The sequence below is a fragment of the Nocardia sp. FDAARGOS_372 genome (assembly GCF_002554515.1).
Classification (GTDB): Bacteria; Actinomycetota; Actinomycetes; order Mycobacteriales; family Mycobacteriaceae; genus Nocardia; species Nocardia farcinica.
The window spans coordinates 6,297,512-6,322,900 of sequence record NZ_PDDW01000001.1 but is presented as its reverse complement, the minus strand read 5'-3'; the positions used below and the strand labels follow the sequence as shown (position 1 = coordinate 6,322,900).

Annotated in this window: 19 protein-coding genes, 2 tRNA genes and 1 pseudogene; 9 read left to right on the top strand and 13 right to left on the bottom strand. The window is 71.5% G+C overall.

Features of this window, described 5'->3' with window-relative positions; all coding sequences use genetic code 11:
* The first annotated feature begins 165 nt into the window (after positions 1-165).
* Entirely contained in the window at positions 166-888 is a 723-nt protein-coding gene (locus CRM89_RS29265; protein WP_229434922.1) for an AAA family ATPase, read from the top strand.
* Between the two features lie 28 nt (positions 889-916).
* Here CRM89_RS29265 and CRM89_RS29260 read toward each other — a convergent pair whose 3' ends face one another.
* Both CRM89_RS29260 and CRM89_RS29255 read right to left on the bottom strand, forming a co-directional pair.
* A complete protein-coding gene (locus tag CRM89_RS29260) occupies positions 917-1,873 on the bottom strand; it encodes a diacylglycerol kinase family protein (protein WP_060592826.1) in 957 nt (318 codons plus the stop codon).
* Entirely contained in the window at positions 1,873-3,447 is a 1,575-nt protein-coding gene (locus tag CRM89_RS29255) for an FAD-binding oxidoreductase (protein WP_098087173.1), read from the bottom strand. Before CRM89_RS29255 ends, CRM89_RS29260 begins: the two co-directional genes overlap by 1 nt.
* A 95-nt stretch (positions 3,448-3,542) precedes the next feature.
* Between CRM89_RS29255 and CRM89_RS29250 the strand changes: the two genes are divergently transcribed.
* Both CRM89_RS29250 and CRM89_RS29245 read left to right on the top strand, forming a co-directional pair.
* Positions 3,543-4,202: a TetR/AcrR family transcriptional regulator gene (locus CRM89_RS29250; RefSeq protein ID WP_228821979.1), complete on the top strand. Its 660-nt coding sequence runs from the start codon at positions 3,543-3,545 to the stop codon at positions 4,200-4,202.
* Positions 4,203-4,281: 79 nt separating this feature from the next.
* Positions 4,282-5,825: pseudogene (locus CRM89_RS29245) on the top strand (glycerol-3-phosphate dehydrogenase/oxidase).
* Between the two features lie 27 nt (positions 5,826-5,852).
* Here the strand turns inward: CRM89_RS29245 and CRM89_RS29240 are convergent.
* A complete protein-coding gene (locus CRM89_RS29240) occupies positions 5,853-6,380 on the bottom strand; it encodes a GNAT family N-acetyltransferase (RefSeq protein WP_229434920.1) in 528 nt (175 codons plus the stop codon).
* 418 nt (positions 6,381-6,798) lie between these two features.
* Here CRM89_RS29240 and CRM89_RS29235 point away from each other — a divergent pair, with 418 nt between their 5' ends.
* The 3 genes from CRM89_RS29235 (at position 6,799) to fdhD (ending at position 12,753) form a co-directional block, all read left to right on the top strand.
* Positions 6,799-9,528 (top strand): FHA domain-containing protein, encoded by a 2,730-nt coding sequence (locus tag CRM89_RS29235; protein ID WP_098086818.1) that lies wholly within the window; start codon positions 6,799-6,801, stop codon positions 9,526-9,528.
* A gap of 79 nt (positions 9,529-9,607) precedes the next feature.
* Positions 9,608-11,917, top strand: coding sequence for an FdhF/YdeP family oxidoreductase (locus CRM89_RS29230; protein WP_098086817.1), 2,310 nt, complete (start codon positions 9,608-9,610; stop codon positions 11,915-11,917).
* Positions 11,914-12,753: a formate dehydrogenase accessory sulfurtransferase FdhD gene (fdhD, locus tag CRM89_RS29225; protein ID WP_060592832.1), complete on the top strand. Its 840-nt coding sequence runs from the start codon at positions 11,914-11,916 to the stop codon at positions 12,751-12,753. The genes CRM89_RS29230 and fdhD overlap by 4 nt, the downstream gene beginning before the upstream one ends.
* Positions 12,754-12,804: 51 nt before the next feature.
* Here the strand turns inward: fdhD and mihF are convergent, their stop codons facing one another.
* A complete protein-coding gene (mihF, locus tag CRM89_RS29220) occupies positions 12,805-13,119 on the bottom strand; it encodes an integration host factor, actinobacterial type (protein ID WP_011207868.1) in 315 nt (104 codons plus the stop codon).
* A 449-nt stretch (positions 13,120-13,568) separates the two neighbouring features.
* Here mihF and CRM89_RS29215 point away from each other — a divergent pair, with 449 nt between their 5' ends.
* A complete protein-coding gene (locus CRM89_RS29215; RefSeq protein WP_060592834.1) occupies positions 13,569-13,949 on the top strand; it encodes a nuclear transport factor 2 family protein in 381 nt (126 codons plus the stop codon).
* Between the two features lie 72 nt (positions 13,950-14,021).
* Here CRM89_RS29215 and CRM89_RS29210 read toward each other — a convergent pair whose 3' ends face one another.
* The 6 genes from CRM89_RS29210 to CRM89_RS29185 form a co-directional block, all read right to left on the bottom strand.
* Entirely contained in the window at positions 14,022-14,393 is a 372-nt protein-coding gene (locus CRM89_RS29210; RefSeq protein ID WP_228786648.1) for an STAS domain-containing protein, read from the bottom strand.
* 193 nt (positions 14,394-14,586) lie between these two features.
* Entirely contained in the window at positions 14,587-15,867 is a 1,281-nt protein-coding gene (clpX, locus tag CRM89_RS29205; protein ID WP_011207865.1) for an ATP-dependent Clp protease ATP-binding subunit ClpX, read from the bottom strand.
* Positions 15,868-16,190: 323 nt separating this feature from the next.
* Positions 16,191-16,856 carry an ATP-dependent Clp protease proteolytic subunit gene (locus CRM89_RS29200; RefSeq protein WP_011207864.1) on the bottom strand — a complete coding sequence of 222 codons (666 nt, stop codon included), beginning with the start codon at positions 16,854-16,856 and terminating at the stop codon, positions 16,191-16,193.
* Between the two features lie 58 nt (positions 16,857-16,914).
* Complete coding sequence (locus tag CRM89_RS29195; protein ID WP_011207863.1) at positions 16,915-17,502, bottom strand: ATP-dependent Clp protease proteolytic subunit; 588 nt, start codon at positions 17,500-17,502, stop codon at positions 16,915-16,917.
* A gap of 185 nt (positions 17,503-17,687) precedes the next feature.
* Positions 17,688-19,079 (bottom strand): trigger factor, encoded by a 1,392-nt coding sequence (gene tig / locus CRM89_RS29190; RefSeq protein WP_060593481.1) that lies wholly within the window; start codon positions 19,077-19,079, stop codon positions 17,688-17,690.
* A 145-nt stretch (positions 19,080-19,224) separates the two neighbouring features.
* Positions 19,225-19,821, bottom strand: a complete 597-nt coding sequence (locus CRM89_RS29185) for an FKBP-type peptidyl-prolyl cis-trans isomerase (RefSeq protein ID WP_098086816.1) — start codon at positions 19,819-19,821, stop codon at positions 19,225-19,227.
* 234 nt (positions 19,822-20,055) lie between these two features.
* Between CRM89_RS29185 and CRM89_RS29180 the strand changes: the two genes are divergently transcribed.
* A complete protein-coding gene (locus CRM89_RS29180) occupies positions 20,056-22,524 on the top strand; it encodes a phosphoketolase (protein ID WP_216641990.1) in 2,469 nt (822 codons plus the stop codon).
* Between the two features lie 335 nt (positions 22,525-22,859).
* On the opposite strand, the gene CRM89_RS29175 is transcribed toward CRM89_RS29180, so the two are convergent.
* Positions 22,860-22,936, bottom strand: a tRNA-Pro gene (locus CRM89_RS29175).
* A 44-nt stretch (positions 22,937-22,980) separates the two neighbouring features.
* A tRNA-Gly gene (locus CRM89_RS29170) sits at positions 22,981-23,054 on the bottom strand.
* 504 nt (positions 23,055-23,558) lie between these two features.
* On the opposite strand from CRM89_RS29170, the gene CRM89_RS29165 reads away from it, so the two are divergent.
* Positions 23,559-24,515 (top strand): GGDEF domain-containing protein, encoded by a 957-nt coding sequence (locus CRM89_RS29165; protein WP_011207859.1) that lies wholly within the window; start codon positions 23,559-23,561, stop codon positions 24,513-24,515.
* A 76-nt stretch (positions 24,516-24,591) separates the two neighbouring features.
* Here the strand turns inward: CRM89_RS29165 and CRM89_RS29160 are convergent, their stop codons facing one another.
* Positions 24,592-25,389: an Fpg/Nei family DNA glycosylase gene (locus tag CRM89_RS29160; protein WP_086850812.1), complete on the bottom strand. Its 798-nt coding sequence runs from the start codon at positions 25,387-25,389 to the stop codon at positions 24,592-24,594.

Below are 25,389 nucleotides of genomic sequence, written 5' to 3'. Positions count from 1 at the left end.
TACCGCGGCGCGACCGGCTGCGACCCCGCTCACACCGCGGAAGACCTTGCCGCGACGAAGAACTCGCCCGAACGCGGGCGAAACCCGTTGGCACAGGTGGAGTCACAGCGGAAATCAGGGTTTTCCCTGTTGCCGAACCGGGCGGTGGCCTGGAGTCTGGAAGAGGTGAACCCCCCGCTCGATGCTCTACCCCTGCACTCCCCCGCACCGATGACCTCGGTCGCCGGATCGGGCGTGCTCACACCCGCGGCCGTGCACGATCTGCGCGACCATGCGATCCGCGCGCTGCGCTACCCACCCCGGGCCGCCGTGGTGTTCTCCGGCGTGCCAGGGGCGGGGAAGAGCACGGCGCTGCGAAAACTGTTCGGCTCCACCGCCGATCACCGGCGACCGCCGCGCGGCCCGGCCGGCTCGGTCGTGCTCGACTCGCTGCACGCCCGCAACCGCCTGACACCGCGGCTGCGCATGCTGCCCTATCCGCTGTGGCGGCCGGTCGTGCACCTCGCCCACTACACCGCCATCCGCCGCGCGCTGCGCACCGCGGACGGGCCGGTGATCATCCACGATTGCGGCACCTTCGCCTGGAGCAGGCGGTTGATCGCCCGCTGGACCGCGGCCGCGGGCCGTGACCTGCACGTCGTCATGATCGACGTGCCGCCGACGGTGGCCAGGGCCGGCCAGTACGCGCGCGGCAGGCGCAGCAACGGGCTGTTCTTCACCCTGCACTGCCGGCGCTGGGACGAGCTGATCGCGGCGATGGCCGATGCCGCGCCCGCGGTCGCCGCGTCGGTGGTGATCGTCGACCGGGCCGCGATCAACCGCGTCCAGGAGGTGCGATTCGACGCGGACGCCGCACCGTCCGTGGCCGCCGGCGAGGCCACCGCCTGAGCGGGTCGGCGGCCGGAGGTGGTTCGGCTCAGGGCACCAGCACCGTCAGCGCCCGCGGTACCGCCCGCGCCGTGATCGGCAGGGTGCCCGCCGGCTCGCCGTCGGCGGTGGCGGGCGCGCCCGGTGAGCTCAGCGTGACCTCGGCGGCCCGGTACTGACGCACCGCGGGGTGGTCGACCCGCTTGCCTGCCGACAGCGCGGGCAGGAAGCGCAGCATCTCCAGTCGCGACACCGCGCCCACCACGGTGACGTCGAGCAGCCCGTCGTCGGATTCGGCGTCGGGGCAGATGAGCATGCCGCCGCCGTAGGTCCGGGTGTTGCCGACGGCGACCATGACCGCGTCGGTGTCGAAGGCGCCGTCGGCGGCGGGGTTGTCCAGCGCGCCGGGCGCGATGCCCGACAGCTCGATGCGGTAGGGCAAGCCGATGCCGCCGGTGATCTCCGCCAGGGCCGCCACGGTGTAGCGCAGCGGGCCCCGGGGCCAGCGCATCCGGTTGGCGCGCAAGGTCACTCGCGCGTCGAATCCGGTACCGGCCACGGTCGCGAACCACATGGGCGCGGCGCCGGGCGCGGTGATCTGTCCGAGGTCCATCACGGCCGTGCGGCCGCGCAGCAGCAGATCGACGGCCGCGGCGGTGTCGTCGGTGGGCACGCCGAGCGCGCGGGCGAGATCGTTGCCAGTGCCGCTGGGCACCAGACCCAACGGCACGCCCGCGTGCGCGAGCGCGTCGAGCAGCACACACACCAGGCCGTCGCCACCGACGCAGACCACCGCGCCCGGGCGGGCCTGCGGATCGGCGAGCGCGTCGCGCACCAGCCGCACCGATTCGGCCGCGGAGTCGGCGCGGACCTCGGTGACCTCCACCCCGCGCGCCGCGAGCCGGGCGACGGCCGCCGCGGCGGTGTCGTGCCCCCGGCCCTGCCCGGAGAGCCGGTTGGCGACCACGAGCACCGAACGGACGGCGGGGGTTTCGCGGGCGCTCATCAGATCAGTTTTCCAGGATTGAGGATGCCCGCGGGGTCGAGTTCCCGTTTCACCGCGGCCAGCACCCGGACACCGAGTTCCCCGATCTCGTCGGGCAGCCAGGGCCGGTGGTCGGTGCCGACCGCGTGGTGATGGGTGATGGTGCCACCCGTGGCCACGATCGCCTCGCCCGCGGCGGTCTTGGCGGCCTGCCATTGGGCGATGGGGTCGTCGAGTTGCTTGGCGACGACGGTGAAGTAGAGGGACGCGCCGGTCGGGTAGGTGTGCGAGATGTGGCACATGACCAGCGGCGGGGTGCCCTGCCCGGCGAGCGAGTCGGTGAGCGCGGCGGTGACCGCGGTCTTGAGCGCGGCGATGTTCGACCAGGTGGTCGCGGTCTCCAGGGTTTCGCACAGCACGCCGACGTCGAGCAGGCTGTCGCGCAGGTAGGGTGCGGCGAAGCGGCCGTGCTCCCATTGGGCGGCGGGGTCGGGGCCCAGGTCGCGCCCGCCCGCCGCGCGCAGCACCGCGTCGGCCTCGGCACTGCGCGCCGCGGTGTGCGCGGCGCTGCCTTCGAAGGTGGTCACCGCCAGGCAGCCCTGCACGGGTTCGCCGCCGACGTCGCGGGATCGGGCCAGATTCAGGCCCGTCTCCGCCTCGTCGGACAGGCGCAGCACCGTCGGCGCCGCGCCCGCCTGCACGACCGCGCGCAGTGCGGCCGCGCCGGTGGCGAAGTCGGGGAACGACCAGGCTCGGTACACCACGCTGTCCGGCCGTGGATGCACCCGCACGGTCACCTCGGTGATCACACCGAGGGTGCCCTCGGAGCCGAGGAACAGTTCGCGCAGGTCGGGTCCGGCGGCCGAGGCGGGCGCGCGGCCGAGCTCGAGCGGCCCGCTCGGGGTGGCGATCCGCAGACGCTGGACCATGTCGTCGAAGCGGCCGTAGCCCGCGGAGGCCTGGCCGGAGGAGCGGGTGGCGGCGAATCCGCCGATGCTGGCGAACTCGAAACTCTGCGGGAAGTGCCCGAGCGAGAGTCCGTGCGCGGCAAGCAGTTCTTCCGCGCGGGGCCCGGTGACACCGGCGCCGAAGGTCGCGGTACCGCTGACCGGATCGACGTCGAGCAGCGCGTCGAGGCGACGCAGGTCGAGGGCGACGACGACGGGGAAACGGCCGCGCACCGGATCGACGCCGCCCACCACGCTGGTGCCGCCACCGAAGGGCACCACGGCGATGCCGTGCTCGGCGCAGTGGGCGAGCACCGCGAGCACCGCGTCGTGGTCGGCGGGGAAGACGACGGCGTCGGGAGCGTCCTGGGGTTCATCGGCGCGGCGGCGCAGCAGATCGAGGGTGCTCTTGCCGCCGGCATGCCGGAGCCGGTCGCGGTGGTCGGTGCTGATCCCGTCGGCCCCGACCACCGCCGCCAAGCCGTCCCGCTGGTGCGGTGTCAACGCCGACGGGCGCAGTGGCACGTCACCCTCATCGCGGCGCGCCACCGCCTCACCCGACACTCCGAACACCTGCTTCAGCAGGCCACGGATCTGATCCGACAGGGGCTGACGCCCGGCCGGATCGCCCCAGGCATCCCACACCATACTCGTCGCCCGCTCGGGCGTGCCGGAATTCGCCGGGAGAATGCGGTCCGCGCCGGTGTCCTGCGTCTCAGCCATGCGTTACAGTCTTACATAGAATGTCAAGCAGTAATCTTCCGGTGGTGAATTCCGTGCCCGACCCCGACCCCGATCGCTCGCCCACTGTGCTCTCGCCCACTGAGCTCTCGCCCATCGACGCGGCGATCTTCGACGCCGCCCGCGCCTGCGTGGCGGAGTTCGGCGTGCGCCGCACCACCCTCACCGAGGTCGCGCGCCGCGCGGGCGTCAGCAGGCCGACCGTGTACCGGCGCTGGCCCGACACCGGCTCGCTGGTCGCCGAACTGCTGGTGCGCGAACTGCGCGAGATCCTCGACGCCACCACCCCCGTCGCCGGCGACGGTCGGGCGCGCCTGGTCGGCTCGGTGGTCACGGGCGCGGCTCGCATCCGCGAGAATCCCTTGTTCGCCAAGATCTTCCGCACCGACACCGACCTGATGCTCACCTACGTCTTCGGCAGGCTCGGCCGCAACCAGCGCGCCCTGATCGACCTGTTCGCGGCGGGTATCAGGGCGGGCCAGGCGGACGGGTCGATCCGCCCGGGCGAGCCCGTGCAGCTGGCGGCGATGCTGCTGCTCATCGCCCAGTCGGCCGTGCAGTCGGCGGGCACCGTGGCCGGACTGCTCCCCGCCGATCGGCTCGACGCCGAACTCGGGCGCGCGATCGAGGGCTACCTCGCGCCGGACGGGGCGGATTCATGACCGGGTGCACCGGCGGGTCGCGGTCGCGGCTCCCCCAGCGAGCAGGCGTGCGCGGTAGCGCCGCCGGAGAGGCAGTGCGATGACCAACCACCCAGATCGATACGGGAATTCGGCGCTCGACGCCGCGCGCAGGACGCGGGAGCTGCACCAGCTCGGCGATCTCGGCACGGTCGACGTGCTGGTGGTCGGCGGCGGCGTGACCGGTGCGGGCGCGGCACTCGACGCCGCCTCGCGCGGACTGCGGACCGTGCTGGTGGAGCGGCACGACCTGGCGTGGGGCACGAGCCGGTGGAGTTCCAAACTCGTGCACGGCGGACTGCGGTATCTGGCCGGCGGCCGGGTCGGCATCGCGCGGGAGAGCGCGATCGAGCGCGGCATCCTGCTCGGCACCGTCGCCCCCCACCTGGTGCGTCCGCTACCGCAGCTGGTGCCGTTGCTGCCCGGGATCGGCCGCGCCCAACAGGCGCTGATCCGCGCGGGCTTCCTCGCCGGCGACGCACTGCGCCGCAGCGCGGGCACACCCGCCTCGACCCTGCCGCGCGCCCGCCGGGTGGCCGCCGCCGAGGCCCTGCGGCTGGCCCCACCGTGCGGCGCGCCGGGCTGCGCGGCGGCCTGCAGGCCTGGGACGGGCAGCTGGTCGACGACGCGCGCCTGGTCGTCGCGCTGGCCAGGACCGCGGCCGCGCACGGCGCGCTGGTCCTCACCCGGGTGGCGGCCGAGGCGATCACCGGTGACTCGGCCGTCCTGCGCGACACCCTGACCGACGAAACCCTCACCGTCTCCGCGAAGGCCGTGATCAACGCGACCGGCGTCTGGGCGGATCAACTCGACCCGAGCATCTCCCTGCGTCCCAGCCGCGGCACCCACCTCGTCTTCGCGGCCGAGGCCTTCGCCGGCCTGTCCGCCTCACTGACGGTGCCCGTGCCCGGCAGCGTGGGCCGCTTCGTCTTCGCCTTCCCCGCCGCGCACAACCGCGTCTACCTCGGACTCACCGACGAGGACGCGCCCGGACCGGTGCCCGACGAACCGCAGCCCACCGACGCCGAGGTCGACTTCCTGCTCGACACCGTCAACCCCGCCCTGCGCGAACCCCTCACCCGCGCCGACATCCGCGGCCGCTACGCGGGCCTGCGCCCGCTGCTGCGCACCGGCGACGGCAACACCGCCGACATCTCGCGCGAGCACGCCGTCCTGCACTCGCCGTCGGGGGTGTTCACCATCGTCGGCGGCAAGCTCACCACCTATCGGCGGATGGCACAGGACGTGGTCGACGCCGCGGTGCGGGCATACCGGCTCCCCGCCGGGCCCTGCCGCACCCACACCCTGCCGTTGGTCGGCGCGGTGGCCGGCGCGGCGCGCGACCGCATCGCCGCGCCGCCGCTGCTCGTCGACCGTTACGGCAGCGAGGCGCCGCAGATCCTCGCCCTCGGCGAGCGCGACCCCGCGCTGCGCGAGCCGGTCGCCCCCGGCCTCGACGTCACCGCCGCCGAGTTCGCCTTCGCCCGCAGCCACGAGGCCGCCCTCACCCCCGACGACCTGCTGGACCGCCGCACCCGCATCGGCCTGGTCGCCGCCGACCGCGCCGCCGCCCTGGCGGCCGCCACCGCGGCATTCGAGGGGTAGGCGACGGGGGCTACCACCTCCGGCCGCTCAGCCGAAGGTCCAGGTGGCGACGTCGGCGCGCATGCATTGGCGCGGCCAGCGGTCCAGGCCGTGCGCGGCCTCGGCGGCGCGGAGGGCGCGCAGGCCGGGCGTCTCGGTCTCCGGGGTGAGTGCGCGGAAGCCGAGCCGGGCGTAGTAGGGACCGTTCCACGGCACATCGACGAAGGTGGTCAGGGTGACGGCGGGCAGCCCGTGGTCGCGGGCCCATGCGACGGCATGGTCGATCAGCTGCTTGCCGAGCCGGTGGCCGCTGTGGTCGGGGTGCACCGACACCTGGTCGATGTGGGCGTTGCCGTCGACGAGGTCGAGCACCAGGTAGCCGATCGGGCGGTCGCTCGCGTCGACGCACACCCAGGCCCGATCCTCCGCCAGATATTCGCGCAGGGTCGCGAGAGTGGGTGGTTCGTCCTCGGCGACTTCCGTCATGCCCACGTCGGCGAACGGTTTCCCGGCCGCCCGTTCGATGTCCTGGAGAACGCAAAGGTCGGCCTCGACGGCCGCTCTGATAGACACCACGCACTCAGTGTGAACCTCGCGCTCGCGGCCACCCGCACCAGCCCGGCCGCGGGCCGACAGCCACGACTCGGGGAAACCCCTGTCCAGGGGGCTGACACCCGACCGCCGCACGCGCCGTCGCCGGGGAAAGCCACCGGTCCCCTCGGGGTTGCCCACCCACCGACCGGGAACGCGCAGGTATGTTCGCTTACCTTCACGCAGGCGAAGTGGTCGGTGACACAACCTGGTTCGGTCCCGGCACCATCGGATACGCGCATCCGGTGCCGGAAACAGCTTGTGCGGTCGGAGAATTCGTCGCGAGACCGGTCCTCGCACGCTGATCCCGGTCCGGTATGACCGATCTCGGCCGACGGGCGGCCGGAGTGCGCGAAAGTCTCTATCCTGGACGCCGTTGGCGCGCGGAGAAGGAGGTTGCCGGGTGGGTAAGAGCCCGTCGACGGTAGGCATCGCACCGGGTGAGGGACTGATCGCACGCTTCGGCGCGGCGCTGGTCTACCTCGCCGAAAGCGATTCGGGCGAGCGGATTCTCGATGCCGTCGAGGCCGAATCCGATGGCGCGCATCCGGGCGCGGCCATCGCCAGGCGGCTGGCCGGTGTCGTGTTCGGCGGCGGCGCCGAGCCCCCGGCGTTCGGCGTGGTCGCCCCCACCGAGGACGGCACCGTCATCCTGCTCCGCGGCCCGGTCCGCGCCCGGATCCACGGCGCCGAGGGCGCCCGCGACCTCTCCGGTGCGCGCGCGTTCACCTGGGTGGACGAGATCGTGCGCGAACCCGTCCGCCGCATCCTCGTCGGGCGGGACACCGGCGCCTGGCCCGCCGTGCACCCGCACACCGACCTCCGCGCGGGCATCGTCCCCGGTGCCGCCTTCGAACTGCGCGTCGGCGTTCGCCGGACCGACCCGGTCACCCCGGCGTCGGGCGCTGCGACTTCCGCGCCCGGCGCCGCCCCCGCACTCCCCCGCCCGGATTCGCCCGCCACCGGCCGCCCCGTGGCAGCCGGGGCGGTCTCCACCGGTGATCGGGCGAGTGGAATCGCCGGGGCGCCCGGCTTGCCGGTCCGGCGACCGGGCGCATCGGCGAACTGGCGCGCCGCGGCACTACGCCCGGGTGTCTCCGGCTTCGAGCGCGTGGGCTCCGCGGCCGTTCCCGCGGCGGGTGACCCCGGACCGAACTCCCCCGCGCCCGTCAGCCCCGCACCCACCGCCGAAACCCCGGCCACCTCGGACGGAACCCCCGCGGATTCCCGCGACGGACGCTCCACCGCAACACCGCGTCTCCCCGCCACCGCCGGATCCGCACGGGGCGCAAGCCCCACGACCCCCGCCGAACCCGAAGCGACCACCCCGCCCGCCTCTGGCATGAGCACCGCGGCTACGTCCACCGCCGGAACAAACCTCTCCGGTACCGGCGGGGACTCGGGCGCGCGCGCCACTACCGACACCAGCGCCGCCGCGCACACCGACAACGGCACCGCCGCCGGCAACGGCAACGACGGCAACGACGGCAACGACGGCAACGGCGGCAACGGCGGCAACGACGGCAACGACGCAGGCAACGACACCGACGCCGGCAACGGCAACGGCAACGGCAACGGCAACGGCACCGAAGCAGGCAACGGCAACGGCAACGGCGGCAATGCTGCCGGTACCAGCCCCGGCACCTCCGACGACAACGGCGCCGGCACGAGCACGAACACCAGCAGCACGAGCGCGGGCAGCACCGGCACGGGCACAGCCACCAGCGCGGGCAGCACCAGTCCCAGCCCGAGCCCAAGCAGCGCGAGCACGGGCGGACGAACCGCCGACACCGCCGACGATCACCGCACGCCCGCCGCAACCGGGTCCGACAACCCCACCGGTGGCACGCTCGGGACCGCCCCGGACACGGCCGCAGCACCCCGTGACACCGCCCTCGGTGAACGACCTGCCGCCACGAGCCGCCCCGACATCACCACCGGAACCACGCCCCCGACCGCCCCGGCACCGGACGGACCACCCCACGCCGTCCCCCTCGGTCAGGGATCGACCCATCCAGACCGACCGGGCCACGCGACCCGCCCCACCCCCGCCCTGACCACGGATGCCCCCGGCTCCGGGACGCGCCCCGCCGACGTAGCGCAGGCCGATTCCCCCTCGGCGCCGTCGTCCGGGCCCACCGCGGCAGCGGGTACGCCCGGCACGGCGGAACGGACGAACACCCCGGGCGGCACCGCCGATTCGACCGCGGGCGCCGGACCCCGTCCCGCGCCGGTCCCGGACCGTCCCACGCCGACCTCGTCCGAGGCGACCCGGACCCGCTACCCCGCTCCCACCGCAGCCCGCACCCAGGCGCAGCCCGCCCTGCCCGGAGCGGCGGGGAACACCGGATCCGCCCAGCGACCCACGACCGGGCAGGCGACCACGGCGGACCGACCGACGCCTGCCGCGACCGAGAAGCACGTGACCGGTACCCCGGCGGGTGTGACCCCACCGGTGCCCGGCGGCCCGGGTGCGGCCGGACCGGGCGAACCGGGCCCCACCGTCTTCCTCGGTCCCGGCGATCGTCCCGGTCCCGAGCCGTCGGCACCGGACAACCCCAGCACCGCCGACCTGCCCGCCACCGCGCCCGCGGGCTTCGACGCCCTGTCCGAGGACACCGACCGGCCCGAGGACGCGCCGAAGCCCGCCACGAAGGTGATGCCGCTGGCCTGGTCGGAGGTCGAGGAGCCGGCCCGCCCCGCGCCGTTCGCCCCGCAGCCCGACCGGTGGGGCCGGGTGGTTCCGCTGCGTCCGCAGAGCGCGGCCGAGCCGCCCGGGGCGCTGATCTTCGAAGACGTCATCTACCCGCTGGACCGCGCGTACGTGGTCGGACGCAACCCGTCCGGCGACGAGGCCGTGCGCAACGGGCTGGCGGCGCCGCTCACGCTGCCGCGGGACCGGCACGTCTCCCGGGTACACGCCCACGTCACCCTCGACGGCGGACGGGTGCTGGTGCGCGATGCCGGCACCCCGGCGGGCACCTTCCTCGCCGGTCCGGGCAGCGACCAGTGGACCCGGGTCGGTTCCTCGCCGGTGGAGCTGCCGCCGGGCTGGCGGCTGCGCATCGGCCAGAAGATCCTCACGCACCGGCCCGCCACCCGGCCGCTGGCGGCGTTCCCGCGCCGCTACTGAGTGCGACCGGCCGGTCTGTTTACGATGCATCGGGTGGGATCACCGCGAGTCCCACCCGTCCGGAGAGGACAATGAACGCATGCATCGTAAGGGGCCGACCGAGGACATCGACGAGTCCGCGCTGACCGTCTCGCCGCCGAAGGAGCAGGCCGCGGGTGTCACCGCGGTCGCCGTGGCGCTCAAGCGCTCGGTGGAGGAGATGGGTGTGCTACGTACGGCGCGCACCTTGACCCGGGTGAACCAGGCGCACGGCTTCGACTGTCCGGGGTGTGCCTGGCCGGAGCCGAGTGGGCATCGCAGGCCCGCGGAGTTCTGCGAGAACGGCGCCAAGGCGGTGGCCGAGGAGGCGACGCTGCGGACCGTCACCCCGGAGTTCTTCGCCGCGCATCCGGTCGCCGAGCTGGCCGGGAAGTCCGGGTACTGGCTGGGTCAGCAGGGCAGGCTCACCCACCCGATGGTGCTGCGCCCCGGCGGCACGCATTACGAGCCGATCGGCTGGGACGAGGCATACCGCCTGATCGCCGCGGAGCTGCGCGCGCTGGACTCCCCCGACGAAGCCGTCTTCTACACCTCCGGCCGCACCGCCAACGAGACCGCTTTCCTCTACCAGCTGCTGGTGCGTAGTTTCGGCACGAACAACCTGCCCGATTGCAGCAACATGTGCCACGAGTCGTCCGGCACGGCGTTGATCGGGTCGATCGGCATCGGCAAGGGCTCGGTCACCATCGACGATTTCGCCCGGGCCGACCTGATCATCGTCGCGGGCCAGAACCCGGGCACCAACCATCCGCGCATGCTCAGCGCGCTGGCCGGCGCGAAGGCCAACGGTGCGCGGATCGTCGCGGTGAACCCGCTGCCCGAGACCGGCCTGCTCGGTTTCCGCGACCCGCAGACGGTGCGCGGGCTGACCACGGGGGTGGATCTGGCGGACGACTTCCTGCAGATCCGCCTCGGCGGCGACATGGCGTTGTTCCAGGGCTTGGGCAGGCTGCTGCTCGAGGCCGAGGACCACGCGCCCGGCACCGTCGTCGACCGCGAGTTCGTCGAACGCGACTGCGCGGCTTTCGCCGCCTACGAAAAGCACCTCAGGCAGGTCGATCTGGACACCGTGCGGACCGCGACCGGCCTGACCCACGAACAGTTGCATCACGCGGCCGGGCTGCTCGCCAAGGCCGAGCGCGTGATCGTCTGCTGGGCGATGGGGTTGACCCAGCACAAGCACGCCGTCGCCACCATCGAGGAGGCCACCAACCTGCTGCTGATGCGCGGCATGATCGGCAAGCCCGGCGCCGGCCTGTGCCCGGTGCGCGGGCACTCCAACGTGCAGGGCGACCGCACGATGGGCATCTGGGAGAAGATGCCCGAGTCATTCCTCGATGCCCTCGACCGCGAGTTCGCCATCACCAGCCCGCGCAAGCACGGCTACGACACCGTCGAAGCGATCCGCGCCATGCGCGCGGGCCGGGCCAAGGTGTTCGTCGGCATGGGCGGCAACTTCGTCTCCGCCACCCCCGACACCGAGGTCACCGAGGCGGCATTGCGCAGCTGCTCGCTCACCGTGCAGGTGTCGACGAAGCTCAACCGCAGCCATGTCGTGCACGGTCGCACCGCGTTGATCCTGCCGACCCTGGGCCGCACCGACGAGGACATCCGCGGCGGGGTGCGCCAGCAGGTGTCGGTGGAGGACTCGATGTCGATGGTGCACCTGTCCACCGGCCGGTTGCGGCCGGTGAGCGAGCACCTGCGCAGCGAGGTCGCGATCGTGTGCGAGCTGGCGCTGGCGCTGTTCGGGCCCGAGCACCCGGTGCCGTGGGCCCGGTTCCGTGACGACTACGACACCATCCGCGACGCGATCGCCCGGGTCGTGCCCGGCTGCGCCGACTACAACGTCCGGGTCCGGCAGCGCAACGGCTTCGTGCTGCCCCACCCACCGCGCGACCAGCGCGAGTTCCGCACCGGCACCGGCAAAGCCAACTTCGCCGTCAACGACCTCACCTGGGTGCCGGTGCCCGAGGGCAGGCTCGTGCTGCAGACCCTGCGCAGCCACGACCAGTACAACACCACCATCTACGGTCTCGACGACCGCTACCGCGGTATCCACAACGGCCGCAAGGTGGTGCTGGTGCACCCCGCCGACATCGCCGAATTCGGGTTCACCGACGGCGACCTGGTCGACCTGGTCTCGGAATGGACCGACGGCGTCGAGCGCCGCGTGCGCGGCTTCCGCCTGGTCGCCTACTCCACCCCCCGCGGCAACGCGGCGGCCTACTACCCCGAGACCAATCCGCTGGTCCCGCTCGACCACGTCGCCGAGCGTTCCAACACCCCGGTCTCCAAGGCCGTCACGATCCGGCTCGAACCGCACGTGCACGCGGAGGCACCGGCGTGAGTGGGCGCGTGACCGCCCGCCGCCGGGTGGTGCGGCTGACCCCCGCCGGCGAGATCCGCCGCCAGGACACCCTGGCGGTGGAGGAACCGCTGGAGATCCGCATCGGCGGGCAATCGCTCACCGTCACCATGCGCACCCCGGGCAACGACATCGACCTGGTCCACGGATTCCTGCTGAGCGAGAACATGATCGGCGCCGCCGAGGACGTGGTCTCGGCCCGCTACTGCGCGGGCACCGACGAGCAGGGCCGCAACACCTACAATGTGCTCGACGTCGAACTGCGCCGCCCGGTGCCGGTGCGCACCCGGCACGTGCTGACCACCGGGGCGTGCGGGCTGTGCGGCAAGACCGCGCTGGACGAGGTACGGGCGGTCACCCGGTTCCCGCTGCCCGCGCACGGCGTGACCCTCGCCGCGGACGTACTGGCTGACCTGCCGGCGACCTTGCGGGCCAGGCAGTCGGTGTTCCAGGCGACCGGCGGGCTGCATGCGGCGGGGCTGTTCACCGTCGACGGCACCCCGTTGGCGGTGCGCGAGGACATCGGCAGGCACAACGCGGTGGACAAGGTGATCGGCTGGGCGCTGCGGGAGAACCGGGTCCCGGCGCACGAGCTGGTGTTGATCGTCAGCGGCCGCGCCTCGTTCGAGCTGGTGCAGAAGGCGGTGATGGCCGGGATCCCGATCCTGGGCGCGGTCTCGGCGCCGAGCTCGCTGGCGGTCGATCTGGCCGAGGAGGCCGGACTGACATTGGTGGGCTTCCTGCGCGGCGAGACGATGAACGTCTACAGCGGCGCGCACCGGCTGCGCAGCGTCTCCGCCGGTACCCGGACCGCCTGATCCGGGCGCGCCCGGCCCGCATTCCCCGCCGGGCCGGGCGGCGCGGGCGACTCAGACCTTCAACGCCTCGAGCAGCGCGGCCCGCTGCCGGGCGCCCAGGCCCCCGATGCGACGGTCTTCGGGGATCTCCGCCTGGTCCATCAGCTTGGCCGCCTTGACCGGTCCGACGCCGGGCAACGCCTTGATGACGGCGGCCACCTTCGTCTTCTTGACCAGATCGTCGGAATCCGCCTTCGCGAGCAGGTCCGCGACGGAGACCTTGCCGGCCTTGACCTTCCCGATCAGTTCCGAGCGCGCCTTGCGAACCGCGGCCGCTTTGGCCAACGCCTCGGTGCGTTGTTCGGCGGTCATCGTGGGCAGTGCCATTTCTCCTCCGCTTTCACTCGTCACTCGAACATCTGGTTGACCGCACCGAGTAAACATCACCGCACCGACAGACGGCCGCCGACACACCGGGCGGAGCGGCCCCCGAGTTTCACCGGACCGACCGGCCCGAACAGCCGAAATGCTTCGGGGGCCGCGGCATTCACACACCGCCGACCCATCGATCCCGGCACAGGCCGCAAACCGGACATCGGAAATCGCAACCGAACAGCAACCTTTCCGGCCCGAAAAGACCCCCGACCGGGTGGTAACAGAACATGCGTTCGGGACGACAGATCAGTCAGCAGTACCCCGCAGGATCAGGTTCAACGGCGAACCGAGGGAATCGACGACGCTTCCCGAACACATCCGCCGCGCCGTACTGCCCAACCACACACCGGCACCCTGCTAGCCTCCGAACTGAAACACGTTTCAATTCTGCAGAGGTTGCCATGACACAGAAGATTCGCGACACCATCGAGCGCTACGTCGAACTCGTCGGCTCGGGCCCCACCCAGGGCATCGTCGACCTCTACACCGAGGACGCCACGGTGGAGGACCCGATCGGAACGCCGCTCCGGCGCGGGCACGAGGCGATCCGGGAGTTCTACTCGGTGTTCGAGTCCCTCGACCGCTCGACGGAGCTGCGAACCGACACCGTCCGCATCGCGGGCAATCACGCCGCGTTCATGTTCGACGTCGTCACCGTCCACGGTGACCAGCGCTTCACGGTCACCCCGATCGACGTGATGGAGTTCGACGAGGACGGCAGGATCGTCCGCATGCGCGCGTACTGGAACCCCGAACAGGACATGCGGGCCGAGCCCGCCTGACACCCCGGACGCCGCGCGCCCCTCGGGTCGCGCGGCGTCGCGCGTCTCGGAGCCGGCCCGTCCCGGAGCCGGTCAGCGGGTCTCGAGCAGGGCGTCGGCCAGGCTGTGGACCACCTCGAAGCCCGGTTCGGGCGCGTGGGCCAGCCGCCGCGAGATGTCCAGTAGCCGGGTCACGCACGGCGGCCCCGTCACCACGCGCACGCGGATGTCGGCGTCCTCGGCCAGCGCCCGCGCCTCGAACAGGGCGTGCAGGCCCGCGACACCGAAGAACGCCACCCGCGACAGGTCGATCACCAGACCGGGCACGCCGGGGCGTAGCGCGGTCAGCAGCTGGGCGCGGAACTCGTCGGCGGAGAAGTGGTCGACCTCCCCCGCCACCGCACACAGCGTCACCGCATCACTCGGCGTGGTCACCGACACCCGCACGCGGGGAGTAGCTGCCATCGACATGAGGATCCCGTGGCCGTGGCGCCGGGACGAACCGGCGCGGCTGAACGCTTCGGGCACCGCGCCCGCAGCCGGGCCGACCCCGGCCGGCCCGCGCACGGAGTACCCGATCGAGCGACGAGTTACACCTCGAAATTCGTTCGGTCCCAGCGATATTCACCGGGACCGAACGGTAGCGCACGCGCCGGGCTCAGGCCGACTTGTCGCGCCGCTCGGGGCGCTGCGGCTTGCGGGGCACGATGGTGGGCAGCACGTTGTCGTTGACGGTGTCGGCCGTCACGACCACCCGGGCGACGTCGTCGCGGCTGGGGATGTCGTACATCACCGGCAGCAGGACCTCTTCCATGATGGCGCGCAGGCCGCGGGCACCGGTGCCGCGCAGGATGGCCTGATCGGCGATCGCCTCGAGCGCGTCCTGGGTGAACTCCAGTTCCACGCCGTCCATCTCGAAGAGCCGGATGTACTGCTTGACCAGCGCGTTCTTCGGTTCGGACAGGATCTTGACCAGCGATTCCTTGTCCAGGTTGGTCACCGAGGCGACGACCGGCAGGCGGCCGATGAACTCGGGGATCAGGCCGAACTTGATCAGATCCTCGGGCATCACGTCGGCGAAGTGATCGGTGGTGTCGATCTCGGCCTTGGACCGCACCTCGGCACCGAAGCCGATACCCCGGTGGCCGGTGCGATCGGAGATGATCTTCTCCAGACCGGCGAACGCGCCCGCCACGATGAACAGCACGTTCGTGGTGTCGATCTGGATGAACTCCTGGTGCGGATGCTTGCGCCCGCCCTGCGGCGGCACGCTGGCCTGGGTGCCCTCCAGGATCTTCAGCAGCGCCTGCTGCACGCCCTCGCCGGAGACGTCGCGGGTGATCGACGGGTTCTCGCTCTTGCGGGCGATCTTGTCGACCTCGTCGATGTAGATGATGCCGGTCTCGGCGCGCTTGACGTCGTAGTCGGCGGCCTGGATCAGCTTGAGCAGGATGTTCTCCACGTCCTCGCCCACGTAGCCCGCCTCGGTGAGCGCGGTCGCGTCGGCGATGGCGAACGGCACGTTCAGCATCTTCGCCAGCGTCTGCGCGAGGTAGGTCTTGCCGCAGCCGGTGGGCCCGAGCATGAGGATGTTGGACTTGGTCAGCTCCACCGTCTCGCCCCGGCTGTCGCGACCTTTGTCGCCGGCCTGGATGCGCTTGTAGTGGTTGTAGACCGCGACCGCCAGCGTGCGCTTGGCGGCGTCCTGGCCGATCACGTAGTTCTCCAGGAACTCACGGATCTCGGCGGGCTTGGGCAGCTCGTCGAGCTTGACCTCGCTCGATTCGGCGAGCTCCTCCTCGATGATCTCGTTGCACAGATCGATGCACTCGTCGCAGATGTACACGCCTGGTCCCGCAATGAGCTTCTTGACCTGCTTCTGGCTCTTTCCGCAGAACGAGCACTTCAGCAGATCGCCGCCGTCTCCGATGCGCGCCATCTCGTGGGTCCCTACTTCCTTGTCCGCGTGCAACCGTCCGTCCGGGCCGCCCGGCCATCCGCCCGGCTCGGGTGTATCACAACACCACGAAGCTGTTCCGGCGGGGGCGAGCATGCCGTCGACCCAGAGCAAAGGTCCCTAGGTCGACCGTACCCGGTGTGCGCGACGGAGGTCGACAACTCGAGCATGTTTCTCGCCGGGGTTGTGCGAGTTCTCACGGCGGCGGCGATATTCCACCGTTCGCAGGCCGTTTCCGGCACCGGCCGGGCGGCACGCCACACGGCGTGTCGCCCGGCCGGATGCGCGGCGACGGCGAGCCCGGCTCACTTCTGTGCGCTGAGCTTGCGGTAGTCGAACACCGTATCGATGATGCCGTATTCCTTGGCGTCCTCGGCGGTGAGGATCTTGTCCCGGTCGGTGTCCTTGCGGATGGTGTCGGGATCCTTGCCGGTGTGGCGGGCCAGCGTGGTCTCCATCAGCCTGCGCATGCGCTCGATCTCGGCGGCCTGGATCTCGAGGTCGGAGACCTGACCCTGGATGCCGCCCTCGAGGGAGGGCTGGTGGATCAGCACGCGGGCGTTGGGCAGGCAGGCGCGCTTGCCCGGGGTGCCCGCCGCGAGCAGCACCGCCGCGGCCGAGGCGGCCTGGCCGAGGCAGACGGTGGCGACGTCGGCGCGCACGTACTGCATGGTGTCGTAGATCGCCATCAGCGAGGTGAACGAGCCGCCGGGCGAGTTGATGTACATGGTGATGTCGCGGTCGGGATCCAGCGACTCGAGCACCAGCAGCTGGGCCATGATGTCGTTGGCCGAGGCGTCGTCCACCTGCACGCCGAGGAAGATGATGCGCTCCTCGAACAGCTTGTTGTACGGGTTGGACTCCTTGACACCGAAGCTGGAGTGCTCGATGAACGAAGGCAGGATGTAGCGCGCCTGCGGCGAGGACGGCGCGATGCCGGACAGCCCGGCGCGGGGGTCGATCAGAGCCATTTCGTCTCCAAAGTCTGTGTGTTCAATCGACGGCTGTGAGGGGCGGTCCGGCCGCCGCCTATCCGCCTATGCCGTTGGCCTGGTTCGCGTGGCTGATCACGTGATCGATGAAGCCGTACTCCAGCGCCTCCTGCGCGGTGAACCAGCGGTCGCGGTCGGCGTCGGCGGTGACCTGCTCGACCGACTTGCCGGTGTGCAGCGCCTGCAGCTCGTTGAGTTCCCGCTTGGTGTGGGCGAACTGCTCGGCCATGATCGCGATGTCGGCCGCGGAGCCGCCGATGCCCGCCGAGGGCTGGTGCATCATGATGCGCGCGTGCGGCAGGGCGTAGCGCTTGCCCTTGGTGCCCGCGGTGAGCAGGAACTGGCCCATCGACGCCGCCAGACCCATGCCGACCGTGCGGATGTCGCACTCGGCGAACTGCATGGTGTCGTAGATGGCCATGCCCGCGGTCACCGAGCCGCCCGGGGAGTTGATGTAGAGCGAGATGTCGCGGGTCGGGTCCTCGGCCGAGAGCAGCAGAATCTGCGCGCACAGCTTGTTGGCGATGTCGTCGTCGACCTGGGTGCCGAGGAAGATGATGCGCTCACGCAGCAGGCGCTCGTACACCGAATCACTGAGGTTGAGACCAGCAGTCGCGGATGTCATGACCCCTGCCTGGTTCTTTGTCACGGATACCTGCCTTCTCTTCTCACCGGCTCGTGCAGCCGTCCGGCACAGCCATCACTGGTTCGTCGTCACACACATTAACGAAGCGGGGCGGCACCGAACTCCCGGTACCGCCCCTCTTCGCTCACAGCGGAACGTGGCGCGTCATCGCGCGCCACCTTCGGTCATTCCGAATCGGCCGCGGCCTTCTCGGCGTCGCCGGCCTGCGCGGCGTCGGCCTGCTCCGGCTCGGCGGCGGGCTCGCCGAACATCTCGGCGGTGTCGACGGTGTTGCCCTCGGAGTCGGTGACCTTCACCTTGCCGACCACCCCGGCCAGCGCCTTGCCGCGGCGCACGTCGGCGAAGACGGCACCCAGCTGGCCTGCCTGCTGCACCTGCTGGATGAACTGCTCGGGAGCCATGCCGTAGCGCTGGGCCTGGAACAGGATGCGCTCGGTCAGCTCCTCCTGGCCCACCTGGGTGCCCTCGGCCTCGGCGATGGCATCCAGCAGCAGCTGGGTCTTCACCGACTTCTCGGCCGCCTCCTTGGTGTCCTTGTCGAACTCCTCGCGGCTCGAGCCCTGCGCCTCGAGCGCCTCGGCCAGCTTGGCCTCGTCGTGGTCGAAGCCGTGCACCGCGTCGTGCAGCACGGCGTCGATCTCGGCCTGCACGACCTTCTCCGGCAGCGGCACCTCGGTCTTCTCCAGCAGCGCCTCGAGCACCTTGTCGCGGATCTCGCCGGCCTGCTGCACCTTCTTCACCCGCTCCACGCGGCTGCGCAGGTCGGCCTTCAGCTCCTCGAGGGTGTCGAATTCCGAAGCCAGCTGGGCGAATTCGTCGTCGGCCTCGGGCAGCTCGCGCTCCTTGACCGACTGCACGGTGACGGTGATGACGGCTTCCTTGCCCGCGTGCTCACCGGCGACCAGCGTCGAGGTGAACTCCTTGGACTCACCGGCGGACAGGCCGATCAGCGCCTCGTCCAGGCCCTCGATCAGCTGCCCCGAGCCGACCTCGTGGGACAGGCCGGTGGTGGACGCCTCGGGCACCTCCTGGCCGTCGACGGTCGCGGACAGGTCGATGGAGACGAAATCGCCTTCCTGCACCGGGCGCTCCACGCCGGTGAGGGTGCCGAAGCGCTGGCGCAGCGAGTTCAGCTGCTCCTCGATGTCCTCGTCACCGATGGTGAAGGCGTCGACGGTGACCTCGAGGTCGGCGTAGTCGGGCAGCGCGATCTCGGGCCGCACGTCGACCTCGGCGCTGAAGGCGAACTCCTGGCCGTCCTCGATCTTGGTGATCTCGATGTCGGGCTGGCCGATGACCTTGACTTCCGAGGTGGTCACGGCCTCGCTGTAGCGCGCGGGCAGCACGTCGTTGACGACCTGCTCGAGGATCGCGCCGCGGCCGAGGCGGGCTTCGAGGAGCTTGGCGGGGGCCTTGCCCGGGCGGAAGCCCGGGATACGAACCTGCTTGGCCAGGGCCTTGTAGGCGCGATCGAAGTCCGGCTTCAGTTCCTCGAAGGGCACCTCGACGTTGATCCGGACCCGGGTCGGGCTCAGCTGCTCGACGGTGCTCTTCACGGACATGCTCCTTGGTTCGTTGTTCGTTCGGGGTTCCAGGCGCGACTCCCGGCCGGGGTGCGCGTGACGCATCCCGACCAGGGTAGTTGACCGGGGGCGGCGGGCTGCAATCGCCCGCCACCCGGTGCGCTCCGGCGCGCGCGGGTCACTGCCCGACGCGCACCGCGTCGGTGACGAAGACCAGCGTCTCGTTCGGCGCGACGCCGTTGCCGCCCGCGCCGTAGCCCAGATCCGGCGGGATGATCAGCAGCCTGCGCGCACCCTCCTGCACGCCGACCAGGCCCTGGTCCCAACCGGGGATGACCTGGCCCGCCCCCAGGGTGAGCTGGAAGGGCTTGCCGCGATCGAAGGAGCTGTCCAGCTTCTGCTTGTCCGACCAGGTGACCAGGGAGTAGTTCATGGTCAGCTCCTGGCCCGCGGCCGCGCCGGGCCCGCTGCCCTCGACCAGGTCCTCGACGATCAGCCGGGTGGGCGGATCGCAGTCGCCGGGGATGGTGATGGTGGGGTTGTCGCCGAAGCCGCCAGTGACGCCGATGTCGGCGGCGGTGCATTCGCGCCCGTGCTTCGGCTGGGCCGCGTTCGGCTGGGCCGCGTTCGGCTGGGTCGCGGTCTGCGTGCTCGCGGCGGGCGCGGTGGTGGCGGAGGTCGCGGCGGCGCTGTCGTCGTCGGAGCCGCACGCGGTGAGGGCGCAGGCGGCCACGGTGACGGCGCCGATCCCGATGATCCTGGCGAGAGTCTGCATGCGGCGGACCCTAGACCACCGCCGCCCGCGGTGCCCGCCCGAGATGTCCGCGAGTGGCCCCGCGCCACGTCGCGAGCACTGCCCGGCACCGGTCCGATGGGTACGCTGGCCGGTGCGCGCCGCCGACGCCGACGGCGCGATCAGGCCAGCCAACCGAGACGTGCACGACCGTGATCGCGGTCTCGGCCGGGATCGCGGGGCGGTGGTGGTTTCCCACGTGAGGAGAGTCCGCGAATGACCCAGATGGCCAGCGCCGGGGGCGACACCTCGGCCGACAACGTCGGCGCGCACGGCGGACGGACCGTCGCGCCGGTGCCCTACGAGCTCACCGAGGCCGCCGGGCCGCTGGACCGCGCGGAACTGGCCGCGCTGGACGCCTGGTGGCGCGCGGCCAACTACCTGTCGGTCGGCCAGATCTACCTGATGGCCAACCCGTTGCTCACCGAGCCGCTGCGGCCCGAGCACATCAAACCGCGGCTGCTCGGGCACTTCGGCACGGTGCCCGGACTGAATCTGGTGTGGACGCACGCCAATCGGGTGATCCGGCAGCGCGGGCTGGACGCGGTCTTCGTGGCCGGGCCCGGTCACGGCGGGCCGGGCCCGAACGCCTGCGCGTGGTTGGAGGGCACCTACTCCGAGCTGTACAGCCACATCCCGCGCGACGGCGAGGGGATGGCCGCGCTGTTCGCCCAGTTCTCCTTCCCCGGCGGCGTGCCGAGCCACTGCGCCCCGGAGACGCCGGGCTCCTTCCACGAGGGCGGCGAACTCGGGTATTCGCTGCTGCACGCCTATGGTGCGGCGCTGGACAATCCCGACCTGACGGTGTTCTGCGTGATCGGCGACGGCGAGGCCGAAACCGGCCCGCTGGCGACGAGCTGGCACGGCAACAAGTTCCTCAACCCCGGTCGCGACGGCGCGGTGCTGCCGATCCTGGCGCTCAACGAGTACAAGATCGCCAACCCGACGCTGTTCGCCCGCATCCCGGAACCGGAGCTGATCAACCTGCTCGAAGGCTACGGCCACGAGCCGATCGTGGTGGCCGGCGACGATCCGGGCGTGGTGCATCAGCGGCTGGCCGCGGCGATGGACACCTGCATGAACCGGATCGCGCAGATCCAGCGGGCCGCCCGCGGCGGGGCCGACGGCAGCCGCCCGGCCTGGCCGATGATCGTGCTGCGCACGCCGAAGGGCTGGACCTGTCCCCCGGTGGTCGACGGCGACCGGGTCGAGGGGACCTTCCGCGCCCACCAGGTGCCCCTGCCCGCGGCCCGCACCGACGACGGCCACCGCGCCGTCCTCGAGCAGTGGCTGCGCTCCTACCGTCCCGAGGAACTGTTCGACGATCGGGGCAGGCCGGTGCCCGAACTGCTCGCCCTGGCGCCCGAGGGCGACCGCCGGATGAGCGCGAACCCGGTCGCCAACGGCGGGGCGCTGGTGCGCGACCTGCGGCTGCCCGACTGGCGCGAGTTCGGTGTCGAGGTGAAGACGCCCGGCGGCAGCACGCACGAGGCCACCCGGGTGCTCGGCGGCTGGCTGCGCGAGGTGACCCGGCTCAACCCGCACAACTTCCTGACCTTCGCCCCCGACGAACTGGCCAGCAACCGCCTGCAGGACATCCTCGAGGTGACCGGGCGCGATTGGCAGGCCGAGGTCGGCGAGTACGACGTGGCGCTGGACCGGTCCGGCCGGGTGATCGAGGTGCTCTCCGAGCACATCTGCCAGGGCCTGCTGGAGGGCTACCTGCTCACCGGCAGGCACGGGGTGTTCACCTGCTATGAGGCGTTCATCCACATCGTCGACGCCATGTTCAACCAGCATGCGAAGTGGCTCGACGCCAGCGCCGCGGTGCCGTGGCGGCGGCCGCTGGCGAGCTTGAACTACCTGCTCTCCTCGCACGTGTGGCGCCAGGACCACAACGGCTTCACCCACCAGGACCCGGGCTTCCTGGACGTGGTGCTCAACAAGAAGCCCGAGATCGTGCGCGTCTATCTGCCGCCGGACGCCAACACCCTGCTCTCCACCTACGACCACTGCCTGCGCTCGCGCCACTACGTGAACGTGGTGGTGGCGGGCAAGCAGCCGCAGGAGGACTGGTTGTCGGTGGAGCAGGCGGCCGTGCACTGCGCGCGCGGTCTCGGCATCTGGGAATGGGCCTGCCACAACGACGATCCGGGCACCACCCCGGATGTGGTGCTGGCCTGCGCGGGCGACGTGCCGACGCTGGAGACGCTGGCGGCGGCCGCCATCCTGCGGGATCGCCTGCCGCGGTTGCGGGTTCGGGTGATCAACGTGGTGGATCTGATGCGGTTGCTGCCCGCCGAGGAGCATCCGCACGGGCTGCCGGACCGGGAGTTCGACACGCTGTTCACCACCGCGAGCCCGATCATCTTCGCCTTCCACGGCTATCCGTGGCTGATCCACCGGCTCACCTACCGCCGCACCAACCACGACGGCCTGCATGTGCGCGGGTACAAGGAGGAGGGCACCACCACAACGCCTTTCGACATGGTGATGCTCAACGATCTGGACCGCTACCACCTGGTCATGGACGTCATCGACCGGGTGCCCGGGCTGCGCGAGACGGCGGCCGGGCTGCGGCAGGAGATGGTCGACGCGCGCTGGCGGGCCCGGGCCTGGACTCGCGAGCACGGCGCCGACATCCCCGTGGTCGCCGACTGGACCTGGCCCGAGCCGAGCCGCTGACCGCACCGCTGACCCAGGCGCAGAATGGCGAACGCAAAACTGCGTTATCGAACCGATGCACAACAGCGGTGTCCTCACCGCCCCCTCGGCCATTACGCTCGACGTGTCCGAGCGAGCCTCGGATCCCTGAGGCGGTACCGGTAACGCCCAAGCCGGCCGCTTCGCTGTACGAGGCGGTGAGACCGCGCCAGCGGCCCTCACCGCCTCGCCACATTTCCGGCCCCCTCACGAGGACGAATGCCGCCGGAAGAACCCCGAGGAAGAACGCCGGGAAAGAACGCCGCGTCCGGCGAGAATACGCGAGCCTGCCGCCCGATCCAGGCGGAATCGAAAGATGGTCGGGGTGACAGGATTTGAACCTGCGACCCTCCGCTCCCAAAGCGGATGCGCTACCAAGCTGCGCTACACCCCGTGGCCTCGCGGTGGCCGCGGCCGCCGACGAGGATGAAACGTTCGTGGAGCGGGCGACGGGAATCGAACCCGCACCATCAGCTTGGAAGGCTGAGGTTCTACCATTGAACTACGCCCGCGAGCATACGACACCGATGGGATCGCCACGATGTCGTGTGCGCACCGACTGTACCGAATGCCGATCGGCTTGCGCCAATCGCCCCTGCCCCGGCGCGCGACCGCTGGAACAGGTGTCAATCCGCGCGCCGCTGCCGCGCCCGCGCGCGGCACCGGGCCGGCGCGCACGCGAATCGTCGACCCGACGCGGTGAATCAGCACATTCACGGCGTGTCCGCGGCGACTCTCCAGCGAATGCGTCATCGGATGTAACGTCCGCGCCGCTGTGACGATGTCATACCGAACGTCATCCCACATCAAGGAAAACTCGTTGTAGAACGGCGTTTTTCAGGGGCGGGCGGCTTGCTAGGATCCTTTTGCCGGACGGGGGTATCTGGAAAGGGGGCGGTGAACGTGCGCCAGGCTTGGTGGACACAACCGCGTAGCAGTACTGAACGGGGTGAGACCGGCACCTGTGCGCGCACAGGGCACCTGGGTACCGACGTAACCAGCAGCCGGTGAGCGCGATGGCGACCGACATGGAACCGCCGGTGGCCGCGATGTGTCGTGCCTGGGCGCGGGCGGTCTGCTCCGAGCCGGGCTCGCACACCACGCCGCAACAGCTCGAGCCCGTCCTCATCGAGATCGTCGAACACCTGCTGCACCTGGCCAGGAGCGAACCGTTCCCCGTCCCCGCCGCGCGCCTGCTCGGCGCCCGGCTGGCCGAACCGCCGTTCGAGCGGACCAGGATGCTGGCCCAGGCCAGCCGCTGGCTGCTCGGCTTCCCCTCGGGGCGGCCGGGCTCGCTGGTCGCCACCCGCTGGCCCTTCGTGGCCAGCCAGGCGATCGACAGTTATGCGCAGGCGCTGCAGGAGCGGGCGCTGGCCCAGCAGGAGCAGAACCTGTCGGCGAAGGTGTCGCGGCGGGTACAGGAGATCGCCGCACTGCAACATCGGCTGCGGCACGAGGCCACCCACGACGCGCTCACCGATCTCGCCAACCGCACGCTGCTCCAGGACCGGGTGCGTCAGATGGCGGCCGATCCCACCAGCTGTGTCGGCCTGCTGTTGATCGACCTGGACCGGTTCAAGCAGATCAACGACTGCTACGGGCACGCCGTGGGCGACGAGGTGCTGGTGGAGCTGGCCAACCGGCTGCGCGAGGTCTGCCCGCCCGACACGGTGATCTGCCGCTACGGCGGCGACGAATTCGTGCTCGCGGTCAACCGCGACGGCGACTCGCTGGCCGAGATCGCGCACCGGATCGTGGCGGCGCTGCGGGATCCGGTGTGGTCCTCCGCGGGGCCCGTGCCGGTCTCGGCCAGTGTCGGCACCGCCTTCGATCCGCCGGGGGTGCCGTGTGATTTCACCGATCTGCTGCGGCGCGCCGATCGCGCGATGTACTCGGCGAAGACGGCGGGCGGGCGGCGCTTCGTCTTCTCGGGCACCGACGAACCGGGGATCGGCGCGGCCGTCGCCGGTTGAGGGGCCGGACGACCGGCGTGTCGGAGGGCGTGGCACGCGGCTCGCCGGCCCACGGCGCCCCCGTCCCGCGCGCCGGTCAGCGCGGCTGACAGGTGGGGCACCAGAACAGATTCCGCCCGTCGAGCACCGCGTGGGCAATCGGTGAGCCGCACACCCGGCAGCCCGCGCCCGGGCGACGGTAGACGTAGGTGCGCGGACGGTCCGGTGCGTACGAGGGCTCGCCGTGATCGTGTTCCGGACGCACCACATGCATCCGGCCGGTCTCGACACCGATCGGCATGAGGTCCACGAGGTCGGCCCAGATCGCCTTCCACTCCCCGGCGTCGAGGTCGACGCCCGGGCGGTAGGGCGAAATGCCGTGCCGGAAGAGCACTTCCGCGCGGTAGACATTGCCCACCCCGGCGAGTACCCGCTGGTCCATCAGCAGCGCCCCGATCGGCCTGCGCGAGCGACGGATCCGCTGCCAGGCCCGATCCGGATCGGCGTCGGCACGCAGCGGGTCGGGGCCGAGCCGCGCGAGCAGGGCGTCGACCTCGGGCGGGGTCAGCACCTCGCAGGCGGCCGGACCGCGCAGATCGGTGCCCTCGGTGGCGCCGACCATCCGCATCCGCACCTCGCCGACCGGCGGCCCCATCGGCACGGGCGCGTCGTAGAACTTGCCGTACAGGCCGAGGTGCACGTGGACGACCGGCCCGTGCTCGTAATGGTGGAGCAGGTGTTTGCCGTGCGCCTCACAGCGCGCGAGGACGCGCCCGTCGACCAGCGCGGCGCCCTCGGCGAAGCGGCCCTGCGGGCTGGACACCCGCACCGGCCCGCCGGCGAAGACCCGTTGATGCCGCTCGGCGAGCCGGTGCAGGGTGTGCCCTTCCGGCAT

What these genes read in the sequence shown, in the direction of transcription:
- CRM89_RS29160 (WP_086850812.1), bottom strand. Translation starts at nt 25,389, where the DNA reads ATGCCGGAAGGGCACACCCTGCACCGGCTCGCCGAGCGGCATCAACGG.
- CRM89_RS29210 (WP_228786648.1), bottom strand. Translation starts at nt 14,393, where the DNA reads ATGGCAGCTACTCCCCGCGTGCGGGTGTCGGTGACCACGCCGAGTGAT.
- CRM89_RS29185 (WP_098086816.1), bottom strand. Translation starts at nt 19,821, where the DNA reads ATGCAGACTCTCGCCAGGATCATCGGGATCGGCGCCGTCACCGTGGCC.
- clpX (WP_011207865.1), bottom strand. Translation starts at nt 15,867, where the DNA reads ATGGCGCGCATCGGAGACGGCGGCGATCTGCTGAAGTGCTCGTTCTGC.
- CRM89_RS29260 (WP_060592826.1), bottom strand. Translation starts at nt 1,873, where the DNA reads ATGAGCGCCCGCGAAACCCCCGCCGTCCGTTCGGTGCTCGTGGTCGCC.
- CRM89_RS29230 (WP_098086817.1), top strand. Translation starts at nt 9,608, where the DNA reads ATGCATCGTAAGGGGCCGACCGAGGACATCGACGAGTCCGCGCTGACC.
- CRM89_RS29180 (WP_216641990.1), top strand. Translation starts at nt 20,056, where the DNA reads ATGACCCAGATGGCCAGCGCCGGGGGCGACACCTCGGCCGACAACGTC.
- CRM89_RS29200 (WP_011207864.1), bottom strand. Translation starts at nt 16,856, where the DNA reads ATGGCTCTGATCGACCCCCGCGCCGGGCTGTCCGGCATCGCGCCGTCC.
- CRM89_RS29195 (WP_011207863.1), bottom strand. Translation starts at nt 17,502, where the DNA reads ATGACATCCGCGACTGCTGGTCTCAACCTCAGTGATTCGGTGTACGAG.
- mihF (WP_011207868.1), bottom strand. Translation starts at nt 13,119, where the DNA reads ATGGCACTGCCCACGATGACCGCCGAACAACGCACCGAGGCGTTGGCC.
- CRM89_RS29255 (WP_098087173.1), bottom strand. Translation starts at nt 3,447, where the DNA reads ATGGTGTGGGATGCCTGGGGCGATCCGGCCGGGCGTCAGCCCCTGTCG.
- CRM89_RS29215 (WP_060592834.1), top strand. Translation starts at nt 13,569, where the DNA reads ATGACACAGAAGATTCGCGACACCATCGAGCGCTACGTCGAACTCGTC.
- CRM89_RS29165 (WP_011207859.1), top strand. Translation starts at nt 23,559, where the DNA reads ATGGCGACCGACATGGAACCGCCGGTGGCCGCGATGTGTCGTGCCTGG.
- CRM89_RS29250 (WP_228821979.1), top strand. Translation starts at nt 3,543, where the DNA reads ATGTCAAGCAGTAATCTTCCGGTGGTGAATTCCGTGCCCGACCCCGAC.